Origin of the sequence: Streptomyces sannanensis, from assembly GCF_039536205.1 — a bacterium.
GTDB classification, from domain to species: domain Bacteria; phylum Actinomycetota; class Actinomycetes; order Streptomycetales; family Streptomycetaceae; genus Streptomyces; species Streptomyces sannanensis.
Genome location: NZ_BAAAYL010000001.1, coordinates 3,062,727 through 3,082,399, shown reverse-complemented (window position 1 = coordinate 3,082,399; position 19,673 = coordinate 3,062,727). Strand labels below are relative to the sequence as shown.

At 71.3% G+C, this 19,673-nt stretch carries 16 protein-coding genes; 8 read left to right on the top strand and 8 right to left on the bottom strand.

From position 1 onward, the window contains the following. Positions 1 to 19 precede the first annotated feature (19 nt). Positions 20 to 403 (top strand): cold-shock protein, encoded by a 384-nt coding sequence (locus ABD858_RS14455; protein ID WP_345037366.1) that lies wholly within the window; start codon positions 20 to 22, stop codon positions 401 to 403. A gap of 1 nt (position 404) precedes the next feature. Here the strand turns inward: ABD858_RS14455 and ABD858_RS14450 are convergent, their stop codons facing one another. The 4 genes from ABD858_RS14450 to ABD858_RS14435 are packed head-to-tail and all read right to left on the bottom strand — an operon-like array spanning position 405 to position 3,909. Further along, positions 405 to 1,274 carry a 1,4-dihydroxy-6-naphtoate synthase gene (locus ABD858_RS14450; RefSeq protein WP_345037363.1) on the bottom strand — a complete coding sequence of 290 codons (870 nt, stop codon included), beginning with the start codon at positions 1,272 to 1,274 and terminating at the stop codon, positions 405 to 407. Next, a complete protein-coding gene (locus ABD858_RS14445; RefSeq protein WP_345044542.1) occupies positions 1,271 to 2,026 on the bottom strand; it encodes a futalosine hydrolase in 756 nt (251 codons plus the stop codon). Before ABD858_RS14445 ends, ABD858_RS14450 begins: the two co-directional genes overlap by 4 nt. An 8-nt stretch (positions 2,027 to 2,034) precedes the next feature. Beyond that, positions 2,035 to 2,523: a DUF2771 domain-containing protein gene (locus tag ABD858_RS14440; RefSeq protein WP_345037361.1), complete on the bottom strand. Its 489-nt coding sequence runs from the start codon at positions 2,521 to 2,523 to the stop codon at positions 2,035 to 2,037. A 27-nt stretch (positions 2,524 to 2,550) separates the two neighbouring features. Beyond that, the gene (locus ABD858_RS14435) at positions 2,551 to 3,909 is read right to left on the bottom strand and encodes an MFS transporter (protein WP_345037359.1); all 1,359 of its coding nucleotides are present in this window, start codon (positions 3,907 to 3,909) and stop codon (positions 2,551 to 2,553) included. Between the two features lie 279 nt (positions 3,910 to 4,188). Here ABD858_RS14435 and ABD858_RS14430 point away from each other — a divergent pair, with 279 nt between their 5' ends. Both ABD858_RS14430 and ABD858_RS14425 read left to right on the top strand, forming a co-directional pair. Beyond that, a complete protein-coding gene (locus tag ABD858_RS14430) occupies positions 4,189 to 5,094 on the top strand; it encodes a DUF3027 domain-containing protein (RefSeq protein ID WP_345037357.1) in 906 nt (301 codons plus the stop codon). Between the two features lie 436 nt (positions 5,095 to 5,530). Further along, positions 5,531 to 8,635 (top strand): sacsin N-terminal ATP-binding-like domain-containing protein, encoded by a 3,105-nt coding sequence (locus tag ABD858_RS14425; RefSeq protein ID WP_425586199.1) that lies wholly within the window; start codon positions 5,531 to 5,533, stop codon positions 8,633 to 8,635. 71 nt (positions 8,636 to 8,706) lie between these two features. Here ABD858_RS14425 and ABD858_RS14420 read toward each other — a convergent pair whose 3' ends face one another. Both ABD858_RS14420 and ABD858_RS14415 read right to left on the bottom strand, forming a co-directional pair. Next, positions 8,707 to 11,127, bottom strand: coding sequence for an HAD-IC family P-type ATPase (locus tag ABD858_RS14420; protein WP_345037355.1), 2,421 nt, complete (start codon positions 11,125 to 11,127; stop codon positions 8,707 to 8,709). A gap of 53 nt (positions 11,128 to 11,180) precedes the next feature. Next, the gene (locus tag ABD858_RS14415) at positions 11,181 to 11,483 is read right to left on the bottom strand and encodes a DUF2530 domain-containing protein (protein ID WP_345037353.1); all 303 of its coding nucleotides are present in this window, start codon (positions 11,481 to 11,483) and stop codon (positions 11,181 to 11,183) included. A 75-nt stretch (positions 11,484 to 11,558) separates the two neighbouring features. Between ABD858_RS14415 and ABD858_RS14410 the strand changes: the two genes are divergently transcribed. From ABD858_RS14410 to ABD858_RS14395, 4 genes are all read left to right on the top strand, one after another. Further along, positions 11,559 to 13,139: an IS1182 family transposase gene (locus ABD858_RS14410; RefSeq protein ID WP_345033590.1), complete on the top strand. Its 1,581-nt coding sequence runs from the start codon at positions 11,559 to 11,561 to the stop codon at positions 13,137 to 13,139. 335 nt (positions 13,140 to 13,474) lie between these two features. Continuing rightward, the gene (locus ABD858_RS14405) at positions 13,475 to 14,932 is read left to right on the top strand and encodes an NCS2 family permease (RefSeq protein WP_345037351.1); all 1,458 of its coding nucleotides are present in this window, start codon (positions 13,475 to 13,477) and stop codon (positions 14,930 to 14,932) included. Between the two features lie 145 nt (positions 14,933 to 15,077). Beyond that, positions 15,078 to 15,515, top strand: coding sequence for a MarR family winged helix-turn-helix transcriptional regulator (locus ABD858_RS14400; RefSeq protein WP_345037348.1), 438 nt, complete (start codon positions 15,078 to 15,080; stop codon positions 15,513 to 15,515). A 29-nt stretch (positions 15,516 to 15,544) separates the two neighbouring features. Continuing rightward, complete coding sequence (locus ABD858_RS14395; protein ID WP_345037346.1) at positions 15,545 to 16,894, top strand: MFS transporter; 1,350 nt, start codon at positions 15,545 to 15,547, stop codon at positions 16,892 to 16,894. Between the two features lie 22 nt (positions 16,895 to 16,916). On the opposite strand, the gene ABD858_RS14390 is transcribed toward ABD858_RS14395, so the two are convergent. After that, on the bottom strand, positions 16,917 to 17,480 hold the full coding sequence (locus ABD858_RS14390; protein ID WP_345037343.1) for a Uma2 family endonuclease: 564 nt from the start codon (positions 17,478 to 17,480) through the stop codon (positions 16,917 to 16,919). Positions 17,481 to 17,652: 172 nt separating this feature from the next. Here ABD858_RS14390 and thpR point away from each other — a divergent pair, with 172 nt between their 5' ends. Beyond that, entirely contained in the window at positions 17,653 to 18,216 is a 564-nt protein-coding gene (gene thpR / locus ABD858_RS14385; RefSeq protein ID WP_345037340.1) for an RNA 2',3'-cyclic phosphodiesterase, read from the top strand. A gap of 137 nt (positions 18,217 to 18,353) precedes the next feature. On the opposite strand, the gene ABD858_RS14380 is transcribed toward thpR, so the two are convergent. After that, entirely contained in the window at positions 18,354 to 19,346 is a 993-nt protein-coding gene (locus ABD858_RS14380) for an aldo/keto reductase (protein WP_345044537.1), read from the bottom strand. Positions 19,347 to 19,673 lie beyond the last annotated feature (327 nt).

Below are 19,673 nucleotides of genomic sequence, written 5' to 3'. Positions count from 1 at the left end.
TACGAGGACGAGGACAGACGTGCCTACCGGCAAGGTCAAGTGGTTCAACAGCGAGAAAGGCTTCGGCTTTCTCTCCCGTGACGACGGCGGCGATGTCTTCGTCCACTCGTCAGTGCTGCCCGCCGGAGTCGATTCGCTCAAGCCCGGCCAGCGGGTGGAGTTCGGTGTGGTCGCGGGCCAGCGTGGCGACCAGGCGCTTTCTCTGACGGTTCTGGATCCGACCCCGTCCGTCGCGGCCGCGCAGCGGCGCAAGCCGGACGAGCTGGCATCGATCGTGCAGGACCTGACGACGCTGCTGGAGAACATCACGCCGTCGCTGGAGCGCGGCCGTTACCCCGACAAGGCCCACGGCAAGAAGATCGCGGGTCTGCTGCGGGCGGTCGCCGACCAGCTGGACGTGTAGTTCAGACGTAGTTCAGTGCATCGCGGCCGAGGGGCGGTACCAGTCCCTCGGCCGCGGCGCGTGTGAGGAGCCCACGCACCGCCGCGTATCCGTTTTCGCCGAGCGAGGCGGTGAACTCATTGACGTAGAGCCCGATGTGCTGGTCGGCCACCAGCGGGTCCATCTCCTGGGCGTGTTCCATTACGTACGCCCGTGAGGCCGTCGGGTCGTCCCAGGCCATCAGGACGGACGTACGGGCGGCCTCGGCGATCCTGCGGAGCACGTCCTCGCCCAGGCTGCGCTTGGCGATGATCGCGCCGAGCGGGATCGGCAGCCCGGTCGTCCGCTCCCAGTGCTCGCCCATGTCGGCGAGGCAGTGCAGCCCGTAGTTCTGGTACGTGAACCGCGCCTCGTGGATGACGAGCCCGGCGTCGACCCTGCCGTCCCGGACCGCGGGCATGATCTCGTGGAACGGCATCACGACCACGTTCCCGACGGGGCCCGGCAGCACGTCCGCGGCCCACAGCCGGAAGAGGAGGTATGCCGTGGAGCGCTCGCTGGGCACGGCGACCGTCTTGCCGCTGATTCCCCCGGACTTCGTCTGGGAGGTACCCCCACAAGTCCCCGGCTCCCGGGTGAGGACGAGCGGGCCGCAGCCGCGGCCCAGCGCCCCGCCGCAAGGCAGCAGGGCGTACTCGTCCAGCACCCACGGCAGCACCGCGTACGAGACCTTCAGGATGTCGAACTCGCCGCGCTCCGCCATGCCGTTGGTGATGTCGATGTCCGCGAAGGTGACGTCGAGGCGGGGCGCGCCGGGGACCAGGCCGTGTGCCCAGGCGTGGAAGACGAAGGTGTCGTTGGGGCAGGGCGAGTAGGCGATCTTCAGCTTCATGGTGCCTCTTCGAGGACGGGGAGGAGCTGCCGGCAGGCGTTCCGCAGGGCGTCGAGCGCCTCTCCGATCCGCCATGCGGCACGGTCGCGCGGGCCGACCGGGTTGGAGATGGCGCGCAGTTCCAGTACGGGGACGCCGTGCGCGCCGGCCGCCTCGGCGACTCCGAAGCCTTCCATGGCCTCGGCGGCGGCCCGCGGATGGCGGGCGGTGAGGGCGGCGGCGCGGGCGGCGGAGCCGGTGACGGTGGAGACGGTGAGGACGGGCGCGTGGAGGGCGTTCAGCGCCTCGGCGGCGCGGGCGGACAGCGGGGACGGGACGTGCACCGCTCGTCCGAAGCCGAGCTCGTCGACGGGCAGGAAGCCGTCGGGGGTCTCCGCGCCCAGGTCGGCGGCGACGATCGCGTCGGAGACGACGAGCGAGCCGACGGGCGCGTACGGCTGGAACCCTCCGCCGATCCCGGCGGACACGACGAGGCCGTAGGGCTCCCCGGCGAGGGTCCCCACGGTGAGCGCGGCCGCCGTGCCCGCCGCGGCGGCCGCGGGCCCCACTCCGGCCGCGAGCACGTCGACGGCGAGGAGGCGCGGTGCAGGGCAGGACGGATCACCGGCGGATCCCGCCGGGACCGGCACCGGGTGGTGGGACAGGGCGTATCCGCCGGGCAGGGCGCGGGGGACCGGGTCGGCGAGGCCGGTGAGCCCGGCGGCGACGGAGTCGGCCTCCGCCGCCACGGCGGTCACCACGAGGACCCGCATCACGCGCGTCAGTCGGTGGCCTTCTTGAGCTCGAAGTGCCAGACGCCGGTGAGCTTCGTGCCGTTGGTCTCGACGATGCTGACCTGCACCTTGTCCGGGGCCGGCTGGCCCAGCTGGCCGCCGACGAAGAAGGCGCTGCCCGGGATGGTCCGGTAGGTCAACTTGTACGGCTGCTGCTCGGCCTGCTGGCCGCCGATGAAGATCGTCCAGCCGTTCTTCGCGATCTCCGGGTCGACGCCGAAGCGCACCTTGTCGTCCGCGTGGACCTCGATCGACTTCTCGGCCGTCTTGTTGAGGCAGGACTGGATCTCCGAGGTCTTGATCGCCTCGCCGTTGTTGTAGCAGGCGGCCTCGGTGTGGACGGACGCCGTGCCGACCGTAACGGTCGCGAGCGGCGTCGGCTTCTCGCAGGCGGAGAGCAGGAGAAGTCCGGCGGAGACAGCACCAAGAGCCACGCCGGCCCGGCGGCCCTTACCCGAAAAGAACGTTACGGTCATGCGCGAAAGGCTATCGGTCGCCCCAGCTCACGCCACGCGGGGGTGCGGCGTGCCGCGCCGGGCGGCGGCAAGCAGCCCCCGTACGGACAGCAGTACCCCGGTCGCCAGGATCGTCGACGCCACGGCCATGCCGGCTACTCCGTTCAGCGGCAGCACCATCGCGATGCCGCCGCCCACCACCCAGGCCATCTGCAAGGTCGTCTCGGAGCGGGCGAACGCCGAGGTGCGCACCGCCTCCGGGACGTCCCGCTGGATCACCGCGTCCAGTGACAGTTTCGCCAGTGCCTGCGACAGGCCCGCCACCGCGGCCAGCCCCGCGATCACCGGACCGCTGAAGAACACCGCGGCGCAGATCGCCGCGGCCAGCGTCAGCGACAACACCGTGGCGATGATCAGCTCGGGGCCGCGGGCCCTGAGCCATGCCCCGACGGCCGTGCCGAGGGCGTTGCCCGCCCCGGCCGCAACCGCGACGAGGCCCAGCGACACGGCGGCGCTCTGGCCGGGCATCGGATGCTCGCGCAGCAGGAAGGCCAGGAAGAAGATCAGGAAGCCGGAGAGCATGCGCAGTGCGGAGTTCGCCTGCAGGCCGTGCAGCACCGAGCGGCCGACGGTGCGCAGGTTCGGTTTGAGCTCCCCGTGCGTCAGCAGGCGCGCCGGGCGCTCGCCCTTCGCCGAGTCCACCTCGGCCGGCATCGAGAACGCCAGAAACGTTCCGGCGACGAAGACGACGAACGCACCGCAGAGCGGCCACTGCGGACCGATCCAATGAAGTCCCACCGCCACGGGTGCCGCGATCCCGGTTGCCAGCAGGCCGGCCAGGGTGACCCGGGAGTTCGCCTTCACCAGCGAGAATCCGCGCGGCAGCAGCCGCGGCACCACCGCGCTGCGCAGCAGCCCGTACGCCTTCGACGCCACCAGCACGCCCAGCGCCTCCGGATACAGCTGCAGGCCGCCCGTCGCCACCACGGCCGACATCATCAGCGCCAGCACCGCCCGGACCAGCATCGCGCCCGCCATCGCCGCGCGGCGGCCGTGTCCCAGGCGGTCCAGCATCGGCCCGACGACCGGGGCCAGCAGGGTGAACGGCGCCATGGTCACTGCCAGATAGAGCGCCACCCGGCCGCGGGCCTCGTCCGTCGGTACGGAGAAGAACACCGTCGAGGCCAGCGCGACTGTGATCATCACATCGCCGGCGCCGTTGACGGCGTGCAGCTCGATCAGTTTGCCCAGGCCCGATTCCCCCGCGCCATTCGCATGCGTGGCCCGGCGGATGCCCCTCGCGGTGCCGGTGATGGGCATGTGCAGGGCACGGCCGACTGCCCTCCCGGCCTTCCGGAGGGCGCCGGACCGGTCGGACGGTCCGTCCGACGACCTTGCGGCTGCCACCCCGTCATAGTGCCCCAACCCCGGTGTGCCCGAACCGGGATTCGTACGGGCAGGTGGGCGCCGCGCGGCGCAGGGGGTAGCGTGACCGCTGCGCCGTTCCCGGATCCCGGATCCCACGGCCTCACGCCCTTCCGCCATCCCGCAGAATGGAGGGGAGTAGGTGTGCCCGAGGTCAGGTCGGGCGCGGACGTCGACGCGGCCCTCCGGTCCGCTCCGCCCGCGGCCGCACGCGATTCGGGCGGCGCACCCGTGAGACGGCGTAGGAGAGAAGCGAGACCTGTGAGTGCTGCGACGACGCGAAGCCGTACCCCTGACCGTCTGTGCGTCGAGGCGGTAGACCTTGCCCGGGCGGCAGCCGAAGAGGCCGCGGCGCCCGGCATCGTCGGCGAGCACACCCGGACGGTCGCCGAGGGAGACCGGGTCGTCACCCACTTCTTCGAGTGCCAGGAACCCGGCTACAAGGGCTGGCGCTGGGCCGTGACCGTCGCGCGGGCCTCCCGCGCGAAGGTCGTCACGGTCGACGAGACCGTCCTGCTGCCCGGACCCGACGCTCTCCTCGCGCCCGAATGGGTGCCGTGGAGCGAACGCCTGCGCCCCGGCGACCTGGGCCCCGGAGACCTCCTCCCCACCGAGGCCGAGGACCTCCGCCTCGAAGCCGGCATCTCCGGCGAGGACGCGCCCCCGCCGAACTCCGTCGTCTCCGAGGACATGGCCGACCACCTCGACGCCGAGGACGCGGAGATGGTGTCCCGGGTGCCGTCCCGGGGCTCCATCGCCGCGCTCGCCGAGGAGCTCGGCATGCGCCGGGCGCGTGTGCTGTCCCGGTACGGCCTGCACACCGCGGCCGACCGCTGGGAGGAGTCCTTCGGGGCGAGGACCCCGATGGCGCAGGCGGCTCCGGCGTCCTGCCAGTCGTGCGGCTTCCTGGTCCCGCTGGCCGGGTCCCTCCGGCAGGCGTTCGGCGTCTGCTCCAACGAGTTCTCCCCGGCGGACGGCCGCGTGGTCTCCCTCGCGTACGGCTGCGGCGCGCACTCCGAGGCCGCGGTCATGCCGAAGACTCCGCGTCCGGCGCTGCCGGTCCTGGACTCCATGCGCGCCGACGTCCTGGCCCTCCGTCCGCCCACCGACACGGGCTCGGTCTCGGAGGCCCCGGACGAGACGACGGAAGAACTCGGCCACTCCTGAGGTCGCGCGCGACGCTCTCCGCCCAGGTTGGCCTGGGGCCACCCCCAGCGATAGCTGGGGGAGTGTCCGCCTCACGCTCCCCCGGCTGCCGCTGGGGGTGGTTGCTGCCGGTTGCCGGGTGCGAGCGCTGACGCGTGTCACGCCCGAGCCGGGTGACGTCCCACGCGGGGGCGACTGGACGGTGGGCGTTACGCTCCAGCCCGTCCTGGGGGCGCCGCTGGGGGCACCCCTGGGGGCACCCCCAGCGGCAGCTGGGGGAGGCATCTGGGGGAGGCATCTGGGGGAGGCAGCTGGGGGAGGTAGCGGGGGGAGATTGAGGACGGACACTCGGGTCCGCCGGGCGGGGGTGGCACGCTTGCGCGGTACCTTCGGGCCGCACCGGAAGCGGAACGGGTGCAAGCTCGTCCTTAGGGGCCAGGCAGAAGGAGACAACGGCGTGAGCGTGAAGGCGACGGCGGTCGAGGGGGCCGATCCCTTCGGGACGGCGCGGCTGCGGCGCGGGGTGCTCGACGCGTGGGGCGCGGGCCCCGCACGGTTCCGGGAGGACGCGAACGCCGAGGAGGACCTCGCGCTCGGCGGTTACCGGGACCGCCTCGTCGTCGAGCTGGCCCAGAACGCCTCCGACGCGGCGGCCCGCGGCAGGGTGCCCGGCAAGCTGCGGCTGACGCTGCATCCGGCGGGCGTGGACGCCCCCGCGGTGCTCGCGGCGGCCAACACCGGCGCGCCCCTGGACGCGGCCGGTGTGGAGTCGCTCAGCACGCTGCGCGCGTCCGCCAAGCGGGAGGCCCACGAGAGCACCGTCGGCCGGTTCGGCGTGGGCTTCGCGGCCGTGCTCGCGGTCAGCGACGAGCCGGCCGTCCTGGGCCGGCACGGTGGCGTACGGTGGTCGCTCGCCGAGGCCCGGGAGCTGGCCCGGCAGGCCGCGAGCGGCAGCCCCGGCCTGGGGGACGAACTCCGGCGCCGCGACGGGCACGTCCCCCTCCTCCGGCTGCCGCTGCCCGCGGAGGGCACCGCCCCGGAGGGCTACGACACGGTGGTCGTCCTGCCGCTGCGCGACGCCGCCGCGCAGGACCTCGCCGAGCGCCTCCTCGCCGCGATCGACGACACGCTGCTGCTCACGCTCCCCGGGCTGGAGGAGGTCGTGATCGAGACGCCGGGCACCACGCGTGTCCTGCGCCGCTCGCAGCACGGCAGTTACGTCCACGTCGAGGACAGCAGGGACGGCGTCAACCGCTGGCGCACCGTCAGCCATACCGGCGCCATCGCGCCCGCCCTGCTCGCCGACCGGCCGGTCGAGGAGCGGCTGCGCCCGCAGTGGACGGTCACCTGGGCCGTACCGGTGGACGCGGAGGGGGCTCCGCAGCAGCCCCGTACGGCACCGGTCGTGCATGCGCCGACCCCGACCGATGAGCCGCTCGGCATTCCGGCCCTGCTCATCGCCTCCCTCCCGCTGGACACGGCGAGGCGCCATCCGGCGCCCGGCCCCCTCACGGACTTCCTTGTGCAGCGCGCCGCCGACGCGTACGCCGAGCTGCTCGGCGGCTGGCAGCCGGTGTCGACCGGCACGATCGACCTGGTGCCGGGTCCGCTCGGCAAGGGCGGTCTGGACAGCGCGCTGCGCGCGGCGGTGCTGGAGCGGCTGCCGCGGGTCGCGTTCCTGGAGCCGGCCGCGCCGTCCGAGGACCTGGTGGCGCTGCGCCCGTTCGAGGCCGAGGTGGTGGAGGGCGCGGGCGCGGACGTCGTACGCGTGCTGGCGGAGGTGCTGCCCACGCTGCTGCCCGCCGGGCTGGAGCGCCGCACCGAGCTGCGCGCGCTGGGCGTGGCCCGTCTTCCGCTGGGCGACGCCATCGACCGCCTCGCCGGGGCCGAACGGTCCCCCGGCTGGTGGCGGCGGCTGTACGAGTCCCTCGCGGGCGTGGACCCGGACCGGCTGTCCGGACTGCCGGTGCCGCTCGCGGACGGGCGTACGACGATCGGCCCGCGGCAGGTGCTGCTGCCCGGGCCCGACACCCCGGAGAACCTGGCCAGGCTCGGCCTGAAGGTCGCCCACCCGGACGCCGTGCATCCGCTGCTGGAGAAGCTGGGCGCTCTCCCCGCCACTGCGCGCGCCGTGCTGACGACCCCGCAGGTGCGGGCCGCGGTCGCCGCCTCGCTGGAGGAGGGCGAGCTGTGGCTGGAGGACGCGCCCGACGCGGAGGAGCTCGCCGACATGGTTCTCGCGCTCGTACGGGACGCGGGTCTGGAGCCCGGCGACGAGCCGTGGCTGGGCGCGCTGGCCCTGCCCGACGAGGACGGCGAGCTCGCGCCTGCCGCCGAGCTGGTCCTCCCCGGAAGCCCGTTCGCCCGCATCATGCGTGAGGGCGAAGTCGCCCTGTGTGACGTCGAGCTGGCCTCCCGCTGGGGCGCCCAGCCGCTCACCGCCTGCGGTGTGCTGGCCAACTTCGCGCTCGTACGGGCCACCGATGTCGTCCTCGACCCGGACGAGCTCGAGCCGCGCGACGGCGACTTCCCCGAGCCGGACGACGCGGGCCTGCTCGACGCCGTCGACGTGTGGTGCGAGGACCTGCTGGACCAGCTGCCGGACACACCGGTGCCGCCGGTGGCCACCGAGATCGTCGCCGTGCGGGACCTGGACCTGGTCGACGACGACGCCTGGCCGCAGGCCCTGGCCCTGCTCGCGCAGCCGCCGCTGCGGGACGCCCTCACCCAGCCGGTGCGGATCCTGCTGCCGGACGGCACGACCGAGACCGTGCGCCCCTACACGGCCTGGTGGCTGCGCGGGCATCCGGTGCTGGACGGCCGCCGCCCGGCGGGCCTGCGGGCGGCGGGCTCCGATCCGCTGCTGATCGGTCTGTACGAGTCCGCGGACGCGACCGGCTTCGAGGACGAGCAGGTGCTGCGCGCCCTCGGTGTGCGTACCTCCGTGGCCGCTCTCCTCGACGAGCCCGGCGGTTCGGCGGAGCTGCTGGCGCGTCTCGCCGACGAGGACCGCCCGGTGTCCCCGGCCCAGCTGCACGCGCTCTGCACCGCGCTTGCCGATCTCGATCCGGACCGGGTCACCCTGCCCGACGAGTTGCGGGCGGTCGTCGACGGCCGTGTCCGGGTCGTCGACGCGGCCGACGCACTGGTCGCGGACGCCCCCGATCTGCTGCCGCTGGCCGCGGGGCTGCCGCTGCTGCCGGTATCCCCGTCCCGCGCGGCGGACCTCGCGGAGCTCTTCCAGGTGCGTCGGCTGTCCGAGGCGGTGGAGGCCGAGGTGACGACGGTCGGCGCCGAGCACGAGGTCCCGGACGCGGTCCGCTCCCTGCTCGGACCGGCCACCCCGGACACGTACATCGAGCACGAGGAACTGCGCGCGGCCGGTGTCGAGCTGGACTGGCGCCGCACCCCGGACGGTGTGCTCCACGCCGCCACCCTGGAGGGCGTCGCCGCGGGCCTGGCCTGGGCGGCCGGCCAGTGGCCCCGCCGCTTCGAGGTCGCGGCGCTGCTGGAGGACCCGTCGCGCACGGCGGAACTGGCCCGCGACCGCTGGTTCGATTGACCGGCTATTGACCCGGGTTTTGCCGAACCTGCCTGTGAGCTTGGTTTATAAGCCCCGGCACCACCCCCCGCTCACGCGGGAAAGCGGCGGTCGACCCAGCGCCAGGAGAACTCCAGGAGCGCTGCGGCGGCCGCCGCTGTCGCTACCGCCGTCCAGGGCATGACCGTGCCCACCAGCTTCAGCGCGAAGAAGTGCTGCAGCCAGGGCACGGCCAGCACCAGCAGGAAGGCCGCGCCCATCGAGGCGACCAGCAGGACGCGCCACCAGGTGTAGGGGCGGGCGATGATCGCCAGAACCCACATGGAGACCAGGAAGAGCGTCAGCGTGGCGACGCTGGTCTCGGCCTGGAGCGAGCCGGGGCCGGTGTAGTAGCTGCGGGCCAGCAGATACGTGGCGAAGGTGGCCGCCCCGGCGATGACGCCGCCGGGAATGGCGTACCGCATGACCCTGCGGACGAAGTGCGGCCGGGCGCGCTCCGTGTTGGGGGCCAGGGCCAGGAAGAACGCCGGGACGCCGATGGTCAGCGTCGACAACAGGGTCAGGTGCCGGGGCAGGAAGGGGTACTCCACCTGCCAGCACACGACCAGGACGGCCAGCAGCACCGAATAGACGGTCTTGACCAGGAAGAGGGTCGCGACCCGGGTGATGTTGCCGATGACCCGGCGGCCTTCGGCGACCACCGAGGGCAGGGTGGCGAAGCTGTTGTTGAGCAGCACGATCTGGGCGACCGCCTTGGTGGCCTCCGATCCCGAGCCCATGGACACCCCGATGTCGGCGTCCTTCAGGGCGAGGACGTCGTTGACGCCGTCGCCGGTCATGGCGACCGTGTGGCCGTTGGACTGCAGGGCCCCGACCATGTTGCGCTTCTGCTGGGGGGTGACCCGGCCGAAGACCGTGCCCTTGTCCAGAGCGCCGGCCAGTTCGAGTCGTTTCTCCGGCAGCCGGCGGGCGTCGACGGTGGCCGAGGCGCCGGGCAGGCCGAGCTTGCCCGCGACCGCGCCGACCGAGACGGCGTTGTCGCCGGAGATGACCTTGGCGTGGACGTTCTGTTCGGCGAAGTAGCGCAGGGTGTCCGCCGCGTCGGGCCGCAGCCGCTGTTCGAGGACGACCAGGGCGGTGGGCAGGGTGTCCGCCACCACCTCGGGGTCGTCCAGTTCCCGTCGGGTGCCGGCGAGCAGCAGGACGCGCAGGCCCTGCTCGTTGAGGTGGTCGATCTCCTTGAGGACCGGATCGTTCTCGGGCAGCAGCACATCGGGCGCGCCGAGCAGCCAGGTGGACGCGTCCCCGTCGGGTTCGAGGAGGCTGGCGCCGCTGTACTTGCGGGCGGAGGAGAAGGGCAGGGATTCGGTGCAGCGCCAGTCCTCGCTGTCCGGACAGGCGGCGATGATCGCCTGGAGGCTGGCGTTGGGCCGTGGGTCGGATTCGCCGAGCGCGCCGAGCACTTTCCGTACGTATGCCTCGTCGGAGTCGCCGAGCGGCCGTAGCTCGGTGACGTCCATGCCGCCCTCGGTGAGCGTGCCGGTCTTGTCGAGGCAGACCACGTCGACGCGGGCGAGGCCCTCGATGGCGGGCAGTTCCTGGACCAGGCACTGTTTGCGGCCGAGCCGGATGACGCCGATCGCGAAGGCGACGGAGGTCAGCAGGACGAGTCCCTCGGGGATCATCGGGACGATGCCGCCGACGGTCCTGGCGATGGAGTCCTGGAATCCGCTGTTGTGGACCACCAGCTGGCTGATGATCAGGGCGATGGCGGTCGGGACCATCATCCAGGTGACGTATTTGAGGATGGTGCTGATGCCGCTGCGCAGCTCGGAGCGGACCAGGGTGAAGCGGGACGCCTCCTCGGCGAGCTGTGCCGCGTAGGCCTGGCGGCCGACCTTGGTGGCGGTGAACGCGCCGCCTCCCGCGACCACGAAGCTGCCGGACATCACCTTGGCGCCGGGCTGTTTGAGCACCGGGTCGGCCTCACCGGTGAGCAGTGACTCGTCGATCTCCAGTCCGTCCGCCTCGGCGATCTCGCCGTCGACGACGATCTTGTCGCCGGGGCCGAGTTCGAGCAGGTCGCCGAGGACGATTTCGGAGGTGGAGACCTCGGCGGAGACCCCGTCGCGTCGCACGGTCGGTTTGGCCTCGCCGATGACCGCGAGTCCGTCGAGGGTCTTCTTGGCGCGCAGCTCCTGGATGATGCCGATGCCGGTGTTGGCGATGATGACGAAGCCGAAGAGGCTGTCCTGGATCGGCGCGACGATCAGCATGATCAGCCAGAGCACGCCGATGATCAGGTTGAAGCGGGTGAAGACATTGCCGTGGACGATGTCGGCGGTGGAGCGGGAGGAGCGCACCGGGACGTCGTTGACCTCGCCGCGGGCCACCCGTTCGGCGACCTCGGCGGTGGTCAGTCCCGGCGCGCGCGCCGGGACCGGTGGATGGACGGGGTGCACGGGGTCGAGCTCCGATCCCGCGTCGATGGTGGGTCCGCCGCCATGGGTCATGTTCTCGACGTTACGTGTGAAGGCGCTGGTTCACCCCCCGAGGGAGCGCAGGATCAGGCCTCGGTATGCGAATCGTTCCGTCGGTCCACGGGGGCTGCCGTGGCCCGGGCGCGCTTGATCGCCGCGTCCCGCTTGCGTACGTACCAGATGCCGATCAGGCCGAGTCCGCCGCCGGCCAGGCAGGTCCACAGCCACCACAGGGCGCCGCGGTCGTCGAACCAGCCGTAGAAGGGGACCTGGACGAGGAAGAGGACGAACCAGAGGATCGTGCCGCCGGTGATGGTGGCGACGACGGGCCCCTCCAGGGGCTCGGGCGCCTCGTGGTTGGGGGACCCCTTCAGGGAAAAGCCAGCCATGCACACAGTCTAGAAGATCACTGAAAATCTCGGTTCTGGCCTCGCGCGCACTGGTGTGGGGCCAGACTGCTGTGTGTGCAGGGGGAATGGGCTGGGGAGACGGTCGGGCCGGATGCGTGGGAGACCTGTCGGGAGCTGATCCCGGCCGGGAGTGTGTTCGCGTTCCTGGCCGAGCATCGCGAAGTGCTGTTCCCCGGGTCGATGTTCGCGGACATGTACCCCTCGACGAACGGGCGGCCGTCGATGCCGCCGCAGGTGCTGGCCGCGACGGTGGTGCTGCAGAGCCTGCACGGGCTCTCGGACTTCGAGACGGTGCAGGAACTGCGCTGTGACCTGCGGTGGAAGGCGGCGTGCGGGCTGGGGTTGTATGACACCGCGTTCGACCCGTCGCTGCTGACGTACTTCCGCCGCCGACTGCAGCGCTCGGGTGACCCGAACCGGCTGTTCGCCAAGGTCAGGGAGGTCGTCACGGCCACCGGTGTCCTCAAGGGCCGGCAGCGGCGGGCGCTGGACTCCACCGTGCTGGACGACGCGGTCGCCACCCAGGACACCGTCACCCAGCTCATCGCCGCGATCCGCCGGGTCATCCGCGAGGTCCCCGATGCCGAGCAGGTTGCTGCGGCGTGGTGCACCGCGCACGACTACGCCGACCCGGGCAAGCCCCGCATCGCCTGGAACGACCAGGCCGCCCGTGAGGCACTAGTCGACGCCCTGGTCACCGACGCGCTGAACCTGCTCGGCCGCCTGCCCGAGCAGCAGTTGGGCGAGGCCGCGGCGAACGCCGTCGGGCTGCTGGCCCTGGTCGCGGGCCAGGACGTGGAGCCGGCCGAGGAATCCGACGGCCGCGACGGGCGCTGGCGCATCACCCGCGGGACCGCCCGCGACCGCACGGTCTCCACCGTCGACCCCGAGGCGCGGCACATTCACAAGAACCGCACCCGCCACCAGGAGGGCTTCCGCGCCCACGTGGCCTTCGAACCCGAGGCCGGGCTGTTCACCGAGGTCGCCCTGACCGCCGGCAGCGGGGCCGACAACCACGAGGCCGCCATCGCCCGCGACCTCCTCGCCGACGAGGAAGCACCGCTCACCGTCCTGGGCGATGCCGCCTACGGCACCGGCGACCTGCGCGAACACCTCCAGGCCCAGGGCCACGACCCGGTCCTCAAGCCACCGCCGCTGAAACCGGCCGTCCCCAGCGGCTTCACCGCCGACGAGTTCACCGTCGACACCGAGAAGGGCGAGGTCACCTGCCCCGCCGGACACACCGCCGCGCTCGGCCGACCGCTGGCGAACGGCTCCCGGCAGGCCCAGTTCAAGAAGCTGTGCGCCGACTGCCCGCTCAAGGACCGCTGCACCCGCTCCAAAACCGGCCGGGTCTTCACCGTCCACGCCAAGTACGACCTGCTCAAGGCCGCCCGTGACCAGGCCGCCACCGACCCCGACTGGCAGGCCGAGTACCGCCGCTGGCGACCACCGGTGGAGCGCGCCATCGCCTGGCTCGTCGCCAAGGGCAGCCGCCGCGTCCCCTACCGGGGCGTCATCAAGAACGACACCTGGCTCCACCACCGCGCCGCCGCCCTCAACCTCCGCCGCCTGATCAACCTCGGACTCACCCGCACCACCGGCACCTGGACGCTCACGACAGCGCACGCATAAGGCAAGGGGCCGCCCGGCCCACCACCGGACAGCCCCACGCACAAGATTTTCAGCAGTCTTCTAGAAGACCGATGAAGATCTTGCTCCGACCGCCTGACTCGCCCCGGATTGCCAGTAAATGTCAATCGCCATGAACCGGTGCAAGCCGGGCGCGATTCCAAGATCTTCAGGACACTCCTAGGCGGCGTACGGATGAGACTCGCGGTCCAGTGGGTGGACGTATCTACGCGCGGAGAGTGGTGATCTTCGACTTATGAATTCATACTGCAACTGTTTGTTGTGGATCTCTTCGATCTTCGTACGAACATCCCATGCCCCCATCATTGAGGTTCCGCATGTCCCCCTCGGCCACCGCTCAGGTCGACACTCCGCAGCAGACCCCCCAGCAACAGCAGATCAGCGCTCTCGACCGGTACTTCAAGATCTCCGAGCGGGGCTCGACGATTTCCCGGGAAGTACGGGGCGGCTTCGCCACCTTCTTCGCGATGGCCTACATCATCGTGCTGAACCCCATCATCCTCGGCAGCGCCAAGGACATGTACGGGCACCAGCTCGACGGCGGCCAGCTGGTCACCGCCACCGTGCTCACGGCGGCCCTCAGCACGCTGCTGATGGGTGTCATAGGCAATGTGCCGATCGCCCTCGCGGCCGGCCTCGGCGTCAACACGGTCGTGGCCCTCCAGCTCGCGCCCCGGATGAGCTGGCCGGATGCCATGGGCATGGTCGTCCTCGCCGGTTTCGTGGTGATGTTGCTGGTCGCCACGGGTCTGCGCGAGCGCGTGATGAACGCCGTTCCGCTCGGCCTGCGCAAGGGCATCGCCATCGGCATCGGCCTGTTCATCATGCTGATCGGCCTGGTGGACTCGGGCTTCGTCTCCCGTATCCCGGACGCCGCGCACACCACCGTGCCGCTCCAGCTCGGCGCCGACGGCCACCTGGGCGGCTGGCCGGTGCTGGTCTTCGTCCTCGGCACGCTGCTCACCCTCGCGCTGATCATCCGCAAGGTGCCGGGCGCGATCCTGATCTCCATCGTCGTGATGACGGTCGTCGCGGCCGGCATCCAGCTGGTGACCGACCTGCCGGGCCAGGCCTGGGGCCTGACCGTCCCCGAGTGGCCGGGCAACCCGGTCGCCACGCCCGACTTCGGCCTGATCGGCCAGGTCAGCCTCTTCGGCGGCTTCGAGAAGGTCGGCGTCCTCACCGGTGTGCTCTTCGTCTTCACCGTGCTGCTGTCCTGCTTCTTCGACGCGATGGGCACCATCCTCGGCGTCGGCGACGAGGCGAAACTGATGGACAAGGACGGCAACTTCCCCGGCATCAACAAGGTGCTGATCGTCGACGGCATCGCGGTCGCGGCGGGCGGCGCCACCTCCTCCTCCGCCAACACCTGCTTCGTGGAGTCCACGGCCGGTGTCGGCGAGGGCGCGCGCACCGGTCTCGCGAGCGTCGTCACCGGCGCGCTCTTCGCGGTGGCGCTCTTCCTCACCCCGCTGGCCACCATGGTCCCCTCGCAGGCGGCCACGCCCGCCCTGATCGCGGTGGGCTTCCTGATCATGGCCGGCTCGATCAAGGGCGTCGACTGGAGCGACTTCACCATCGCGGTGCCGGCGTTCCTGGCCATGGTGATGATGCCGTTCACGTACTCGATCACCAACGGCATCGGTACCGGCTTCATCGCCTTCAGCGTGCTGCGGCTCGCCGCCGGGCGCGGCCGCGAGGTCCCGGTGCCGATGTACATCGTGTCGGCGGTGTTCCTCTTCTACTACGCGATGCCGGCCCTCGGCCTCACGTAGGCGCTGTACTGGCCCACTCGGGTGACCTCGTGGAAATGAGCGTCCAGGACCGCACGGTCCTGGACGCTCATTCCGTGTTCGGGCCGCGTTGTCCGCCAGGCAGGCGATTGGTCTTTAGGCTGCGTAATGAGTTATCCTAATGAACATGCCTGACCTGTCCCACGGCGACGACGACGCCGCCGTGAACGCCATCCGCTCGGCCGTCATGCGGCTGGGCCGACGCCTGAAGCACCAGCGCGTCGACGAATCGCTGAGCCCCACCGAGATGTCGGTGCTCGGCACCCTCTCCCTCTGCGGCTCCGCCACCCCCGGTGAGCTGGCCCGCAAGGAGCACGTCCAGCCGCCGTCGATGACCCGCATCGTGGCACTGCTCGAGGCGAAGGGCCTGGTCCGGCTGGAGCCGCATCCCGAGGACCGTCGGCAGAAGGTGGTCACCCAGACCGAACGCGCCGAGGTGATGCTCGAGGAGAGCCGCCGCAAGCGCAACGCCTGGCTGGCCCACCTCGCCGAGGGACTCGACGAGGACGAGTGGGCGAAACTGCGCGCCGCCGCACCCGTGCTGGAGAAGCTCGCACACCTCTGACCGCGCACGAGACAAGGAGGCGAACCCTTTTGAGTACGGGACCCGGAGCCACGGACTCCGCCCCCGGACCGAAACCCACCCGCGACACACACCACAACCGCGGAGGAACCTTCTCCTCCCTGACGGTACGCAACTACCGGCTGTTCTTCACCGGCGCGATCGTCTCCAACACGGGCACCTGGATGGCCCGTATCACGCAGGACTGGCTGGTCCTCGACCTGACCGGCTCCGCAGCGGCGGTCGGCATCACCACCGCCCTGCAGTTCCTGCCGATGCTGCTCTTCGGCCTCTACGGCGGAGTCCTCGCCGACCGATACTCCAAGCGGCGCCTGCTGCTCGTCAGCCAGGCGGCACTCGGCTTGTGCGGGCTCGCCCTCGCCGTGCTGACCCTCTCCGGGCAGATCCAGGTCTGGCACGTCTATCTGGTGGCCTTCCTGCTCGGCATGGTCACCGTCGTCGACAACCCCGCCCGCCAGTCCTTCGTCTCCCAGCTCGTCGGCCCCGACCGGCTCGCCAACGCCGTCAGCCTCAACTCCGCGAACTTCCAGTCCGCCCGGCTCGTCGGCCCCGCCGTCGCCGGTGTCCTCATCGCCACCGTGGGCAGCGGCTGGTCCTTCCTGGTGAACGGCCTCTCCTTCCTCGCGCCCATCGTCGGCCTGCTGCTGATGCGCACGAACGAACTCCACCCCGTCGAGCGGGTGCCCCAGGGCAAGGGCCAGCTGCGCGAAGGCCTGCGCTATGTCTCCCGGCATCCGGAACTGATCTGGCCGATCGTCCTCGCCGGCTTCATCGGCACCTTCGGCTTCAACTTCCCGATCTGGCTCACCGCCTTCTCGGACGGCGTCTTCCATGTCGGCCCGGGTGGGTACGGCCTGCTCAACACCCTGATGGCGGTCGGCTCCCTGGTCGGCGCACTGCTGGCGGCCCGACGCGGCACCTCACGGCTGCGGATGCTGGTCGGCTCCGCCGTCGCGTTCGGCCTCCTGGAGATCGCCGCGGCGGTCTCCCCCACCTTCTGGCTGTTCGCCGCCCTGCTCGTCCCGGTCGGCATGCTCGGCCTGACGGTGAACGTCACGGCGAACTCGTCCGTCCAGATGGCGACGGCCCCCGAGATGCGCGGCCGGGTGATGAGCCTCTACATGATGGTCTTCGTCGGCGGTACGCCGCTGGGCGCGCCCCTGGTCGGCTGGCTCACGGACACGTACGGCGCCCGGGTGGGCCTCGCGGCGGGCGGCGCGGTCTCCGCGCTGGCGGCGATCGCGATCGGCGTCGTCCTGGCCCGGATGGGCGACCTGCGGCTCCGGCTGGACCTGCGGCCGGGGTACCCGCACGTGCGCTTCGTGCCGCGCCAGAGGGAGCCACTCGCGACCGCGGCGTGACACCTTCCCCCGGGGCTGTGGGTCAGCCCCGGGGGAAGGTGCCGGTGACGAGGGTGAGACCGACGACGGTGCCGGTCATGTCGATGTCCGCGCCGAAGGTGATCGTGAGCTCGCTGAGGTAGTCGCCGTCCTTCGGCTGGGTGTAGAGGTGGCACTTCCCCTGGTAGGGGTCGGCGATCAGGTAGACCGGGACCTCGGCGACGGCGTAGGCGGTCTTCTTCGGCCCGTAGTCGTTGGCGGCGGTGTCCTTCGAGATCACCTCGGCGACGAACTCGACGTCCTGGTGGTGCCAGCGGCCGGCAGCGTTCTGCTGGGCGTCCTCGCGCAGCTTTGCCACGTCCGGCGCCAAACCGTTCAGATGGCCGGGGAAGTCGATTCGCTCGTCCGACGCCACCAGCACATCCATGCCGAATGCGTCTTCAAGAGCTCGTACGATCCGGCGGATGATCTGCCAGTGAACGTGCCGTTGCGGCGACATGTGGATGGCCCCCTCGACGATCTCGACCTTGTATCCCTCGGGGACGGGCATCCGCTCGAGCGCCCCGAACATCTCGTCAAGGGTCGGCTCTTCGTCGGTGTCGGCCATGTCGATCCTGTCGGTCTCATGGGGGTCCCCCCACGCCCGCAGGGGCGTAGGGGGAGGTCATCGTGCCGCTCTTCCCCGCTGCCGCGTGGTCGTATGCAGCCGCGCAGTACAACGATACGCACGGTGACCGGGACACGCCCGTATGTGTGGACAACGGTGGAACACTCGGCACATGAGACTCTTCGCCGCTGTCGTGCCGCCCGAGGACGCCCTCGACGAACTCGCCCGCGCCGTGGACCAGCTGCACGCCGAGCCGGGCGCGCGCCGGCTGCGGTGGACCGGGCGGCCGGGCTGGCACTACACCCTGGCCTTCATGGGGGAGGTCGAGGACCGGCTGCTGCCCGAACTGCACGCGCGGCTCGAAAGGGCGGCCCGGCACAGCGAGCCGTTCCGGCTGCGGATGCACGGCGGCGGGCGGTTCGACGGGCGGGTGCTCTGGGTCGGCGCGGCGGGTGATCTGGACGGCATCCGTCTGCTGGCCGAGCGCACCGAAGCGGCGGCGCGCCGAGCGGGCGTGTCGATGGAGCAGCACCGCCGCTACACCGCCCACCTCACGCTCGCCCGCAGCCGCTACGACGCGGATCTGCGGCCGTACGTGGCGCAGCTCAGCGCCTTCGAGGGCGAGGCGTGGACGGTGGACGAGCTGGCACTCGTACGGAGCAATCTGCCCGGCGGCGGGCAGCCGGGGGAGCAGCCCCGGTACGAGATCGTCGAAGCCTGGCCGCTGGGTCGCTGACGCGGTTGGTTACGCTCGAGTGCGTGGACCCGAAGACCAGGAACCGGATCATGGCCGGTGTACTCGTACTGATGTTCGTCGTGATCGCGGTGGCGTCCGCGGTCGGCTGACCCGCCGGCCGCGGATGCACCCGCGTCTCACCAGGCGAACGCCTCCGGCGACGGCCCAGGCCCCGGGAAGATCTCGTCCAGCTCGGTCAGCAGTTCCTCCGGCAGCCCCAGCTCGACCGCCCGCAGGGCGCTGTCCAGCTGCTCGGGGGTACGCGGGCCGATGATCGGGCCGGTCACCCCGGGGCGGGTGAGCAGCCAGGCCAGGGCGACCTCGCCGGGCTCCAGGCCGTGCTTGTCGAGCAGGTCCTCATAGGCCTGCACCTGCGCGCGTACGGCCGCGTTCTGCAGCGTCTCGGCCGACCGCCCGGAGGCGCGACGCTTCGCCTCGGCCTCCTTCTTGATCACGCCGCCCAGCAGCCCGCCGTGCAGCGGCGACCAGGGGATGACCCCGAGGCCGTAGTCGATCGCGGCCGGGACGACCTCCATCTCGGCACGCCGCTCGGCGAGGTTGTACAGGCACTGCTCGCTGACCAGGCCGACCATGCCGCGCCGGGCGGCGGTCTCGTTGGCCTGCGCGATCTTGTAGCCGGGGAAGTTGGACGATCCGGCGTAGAGGATCTTCCCCTGCTGGATCAGGACGTCGATCGCCTGCCAGATCTCCTCGAAGGGAGTGCGGCGGTCGATGTGGTGGAACTGGTAGAGGTCGATGTAGTCGGTCCCCAGCCGCTTGAGTGAGGCCTCGACGGCCCGGCGGATGTTGACCGCGGAGAGCCGGTCGTGGTTCGGCCACGGCTCGCTGTCGTCGGTGGTCATGTTCGCGTAGACCTTGGTGGCGAGCACCACCTTGTCGCGGCGCTCGCCTCCCTTGGCGAACCAGGAGCCGATGATCTTCTCGGTGCGGCCCTTGTTCTCGCCCCATCCGTAGGCGTTGGCGGTGTCGAAGAGGTTGATCCCCGCGCCGAGCGCGGCGTCCATGATCGCGTGACTGCCGGCCTCGTCGGTCTGCGGCCCGAAGTTCATCGTGCCGAGGACGAGTCGGCTGACCTTGAGTCCGGTGCGTCCGAGCTGCGTGTACTCCATGGCAGCCAAGCCAACGCCTTGGAGTGCCCTCCAGGCAAGGGGGCGCGAGCGACCGGCGCGCTCGTCACGCGGGCCAGGTGTCCACGCACCTGGTCCTGTTGGGGGAGTTCGTGGAGTTGGCGACACCGTTCACCGTGAGCCGTACGGTGCCTCCGTATTCCTCGTGTTCTATTCCGCTCGCCCGACAGTGGGCGATCTTGTTTCCCGCCGGTAGTGATCACGGGTGGCCGCTTTGGGCCAGGCGTGTTCTCGAAGATCGCCGCCGAGCGGGCGAGGGTGTCGAGGCCGTGTGGGGTGAGGCGGACCAGTTTCCGCCGGGCGTCGGAG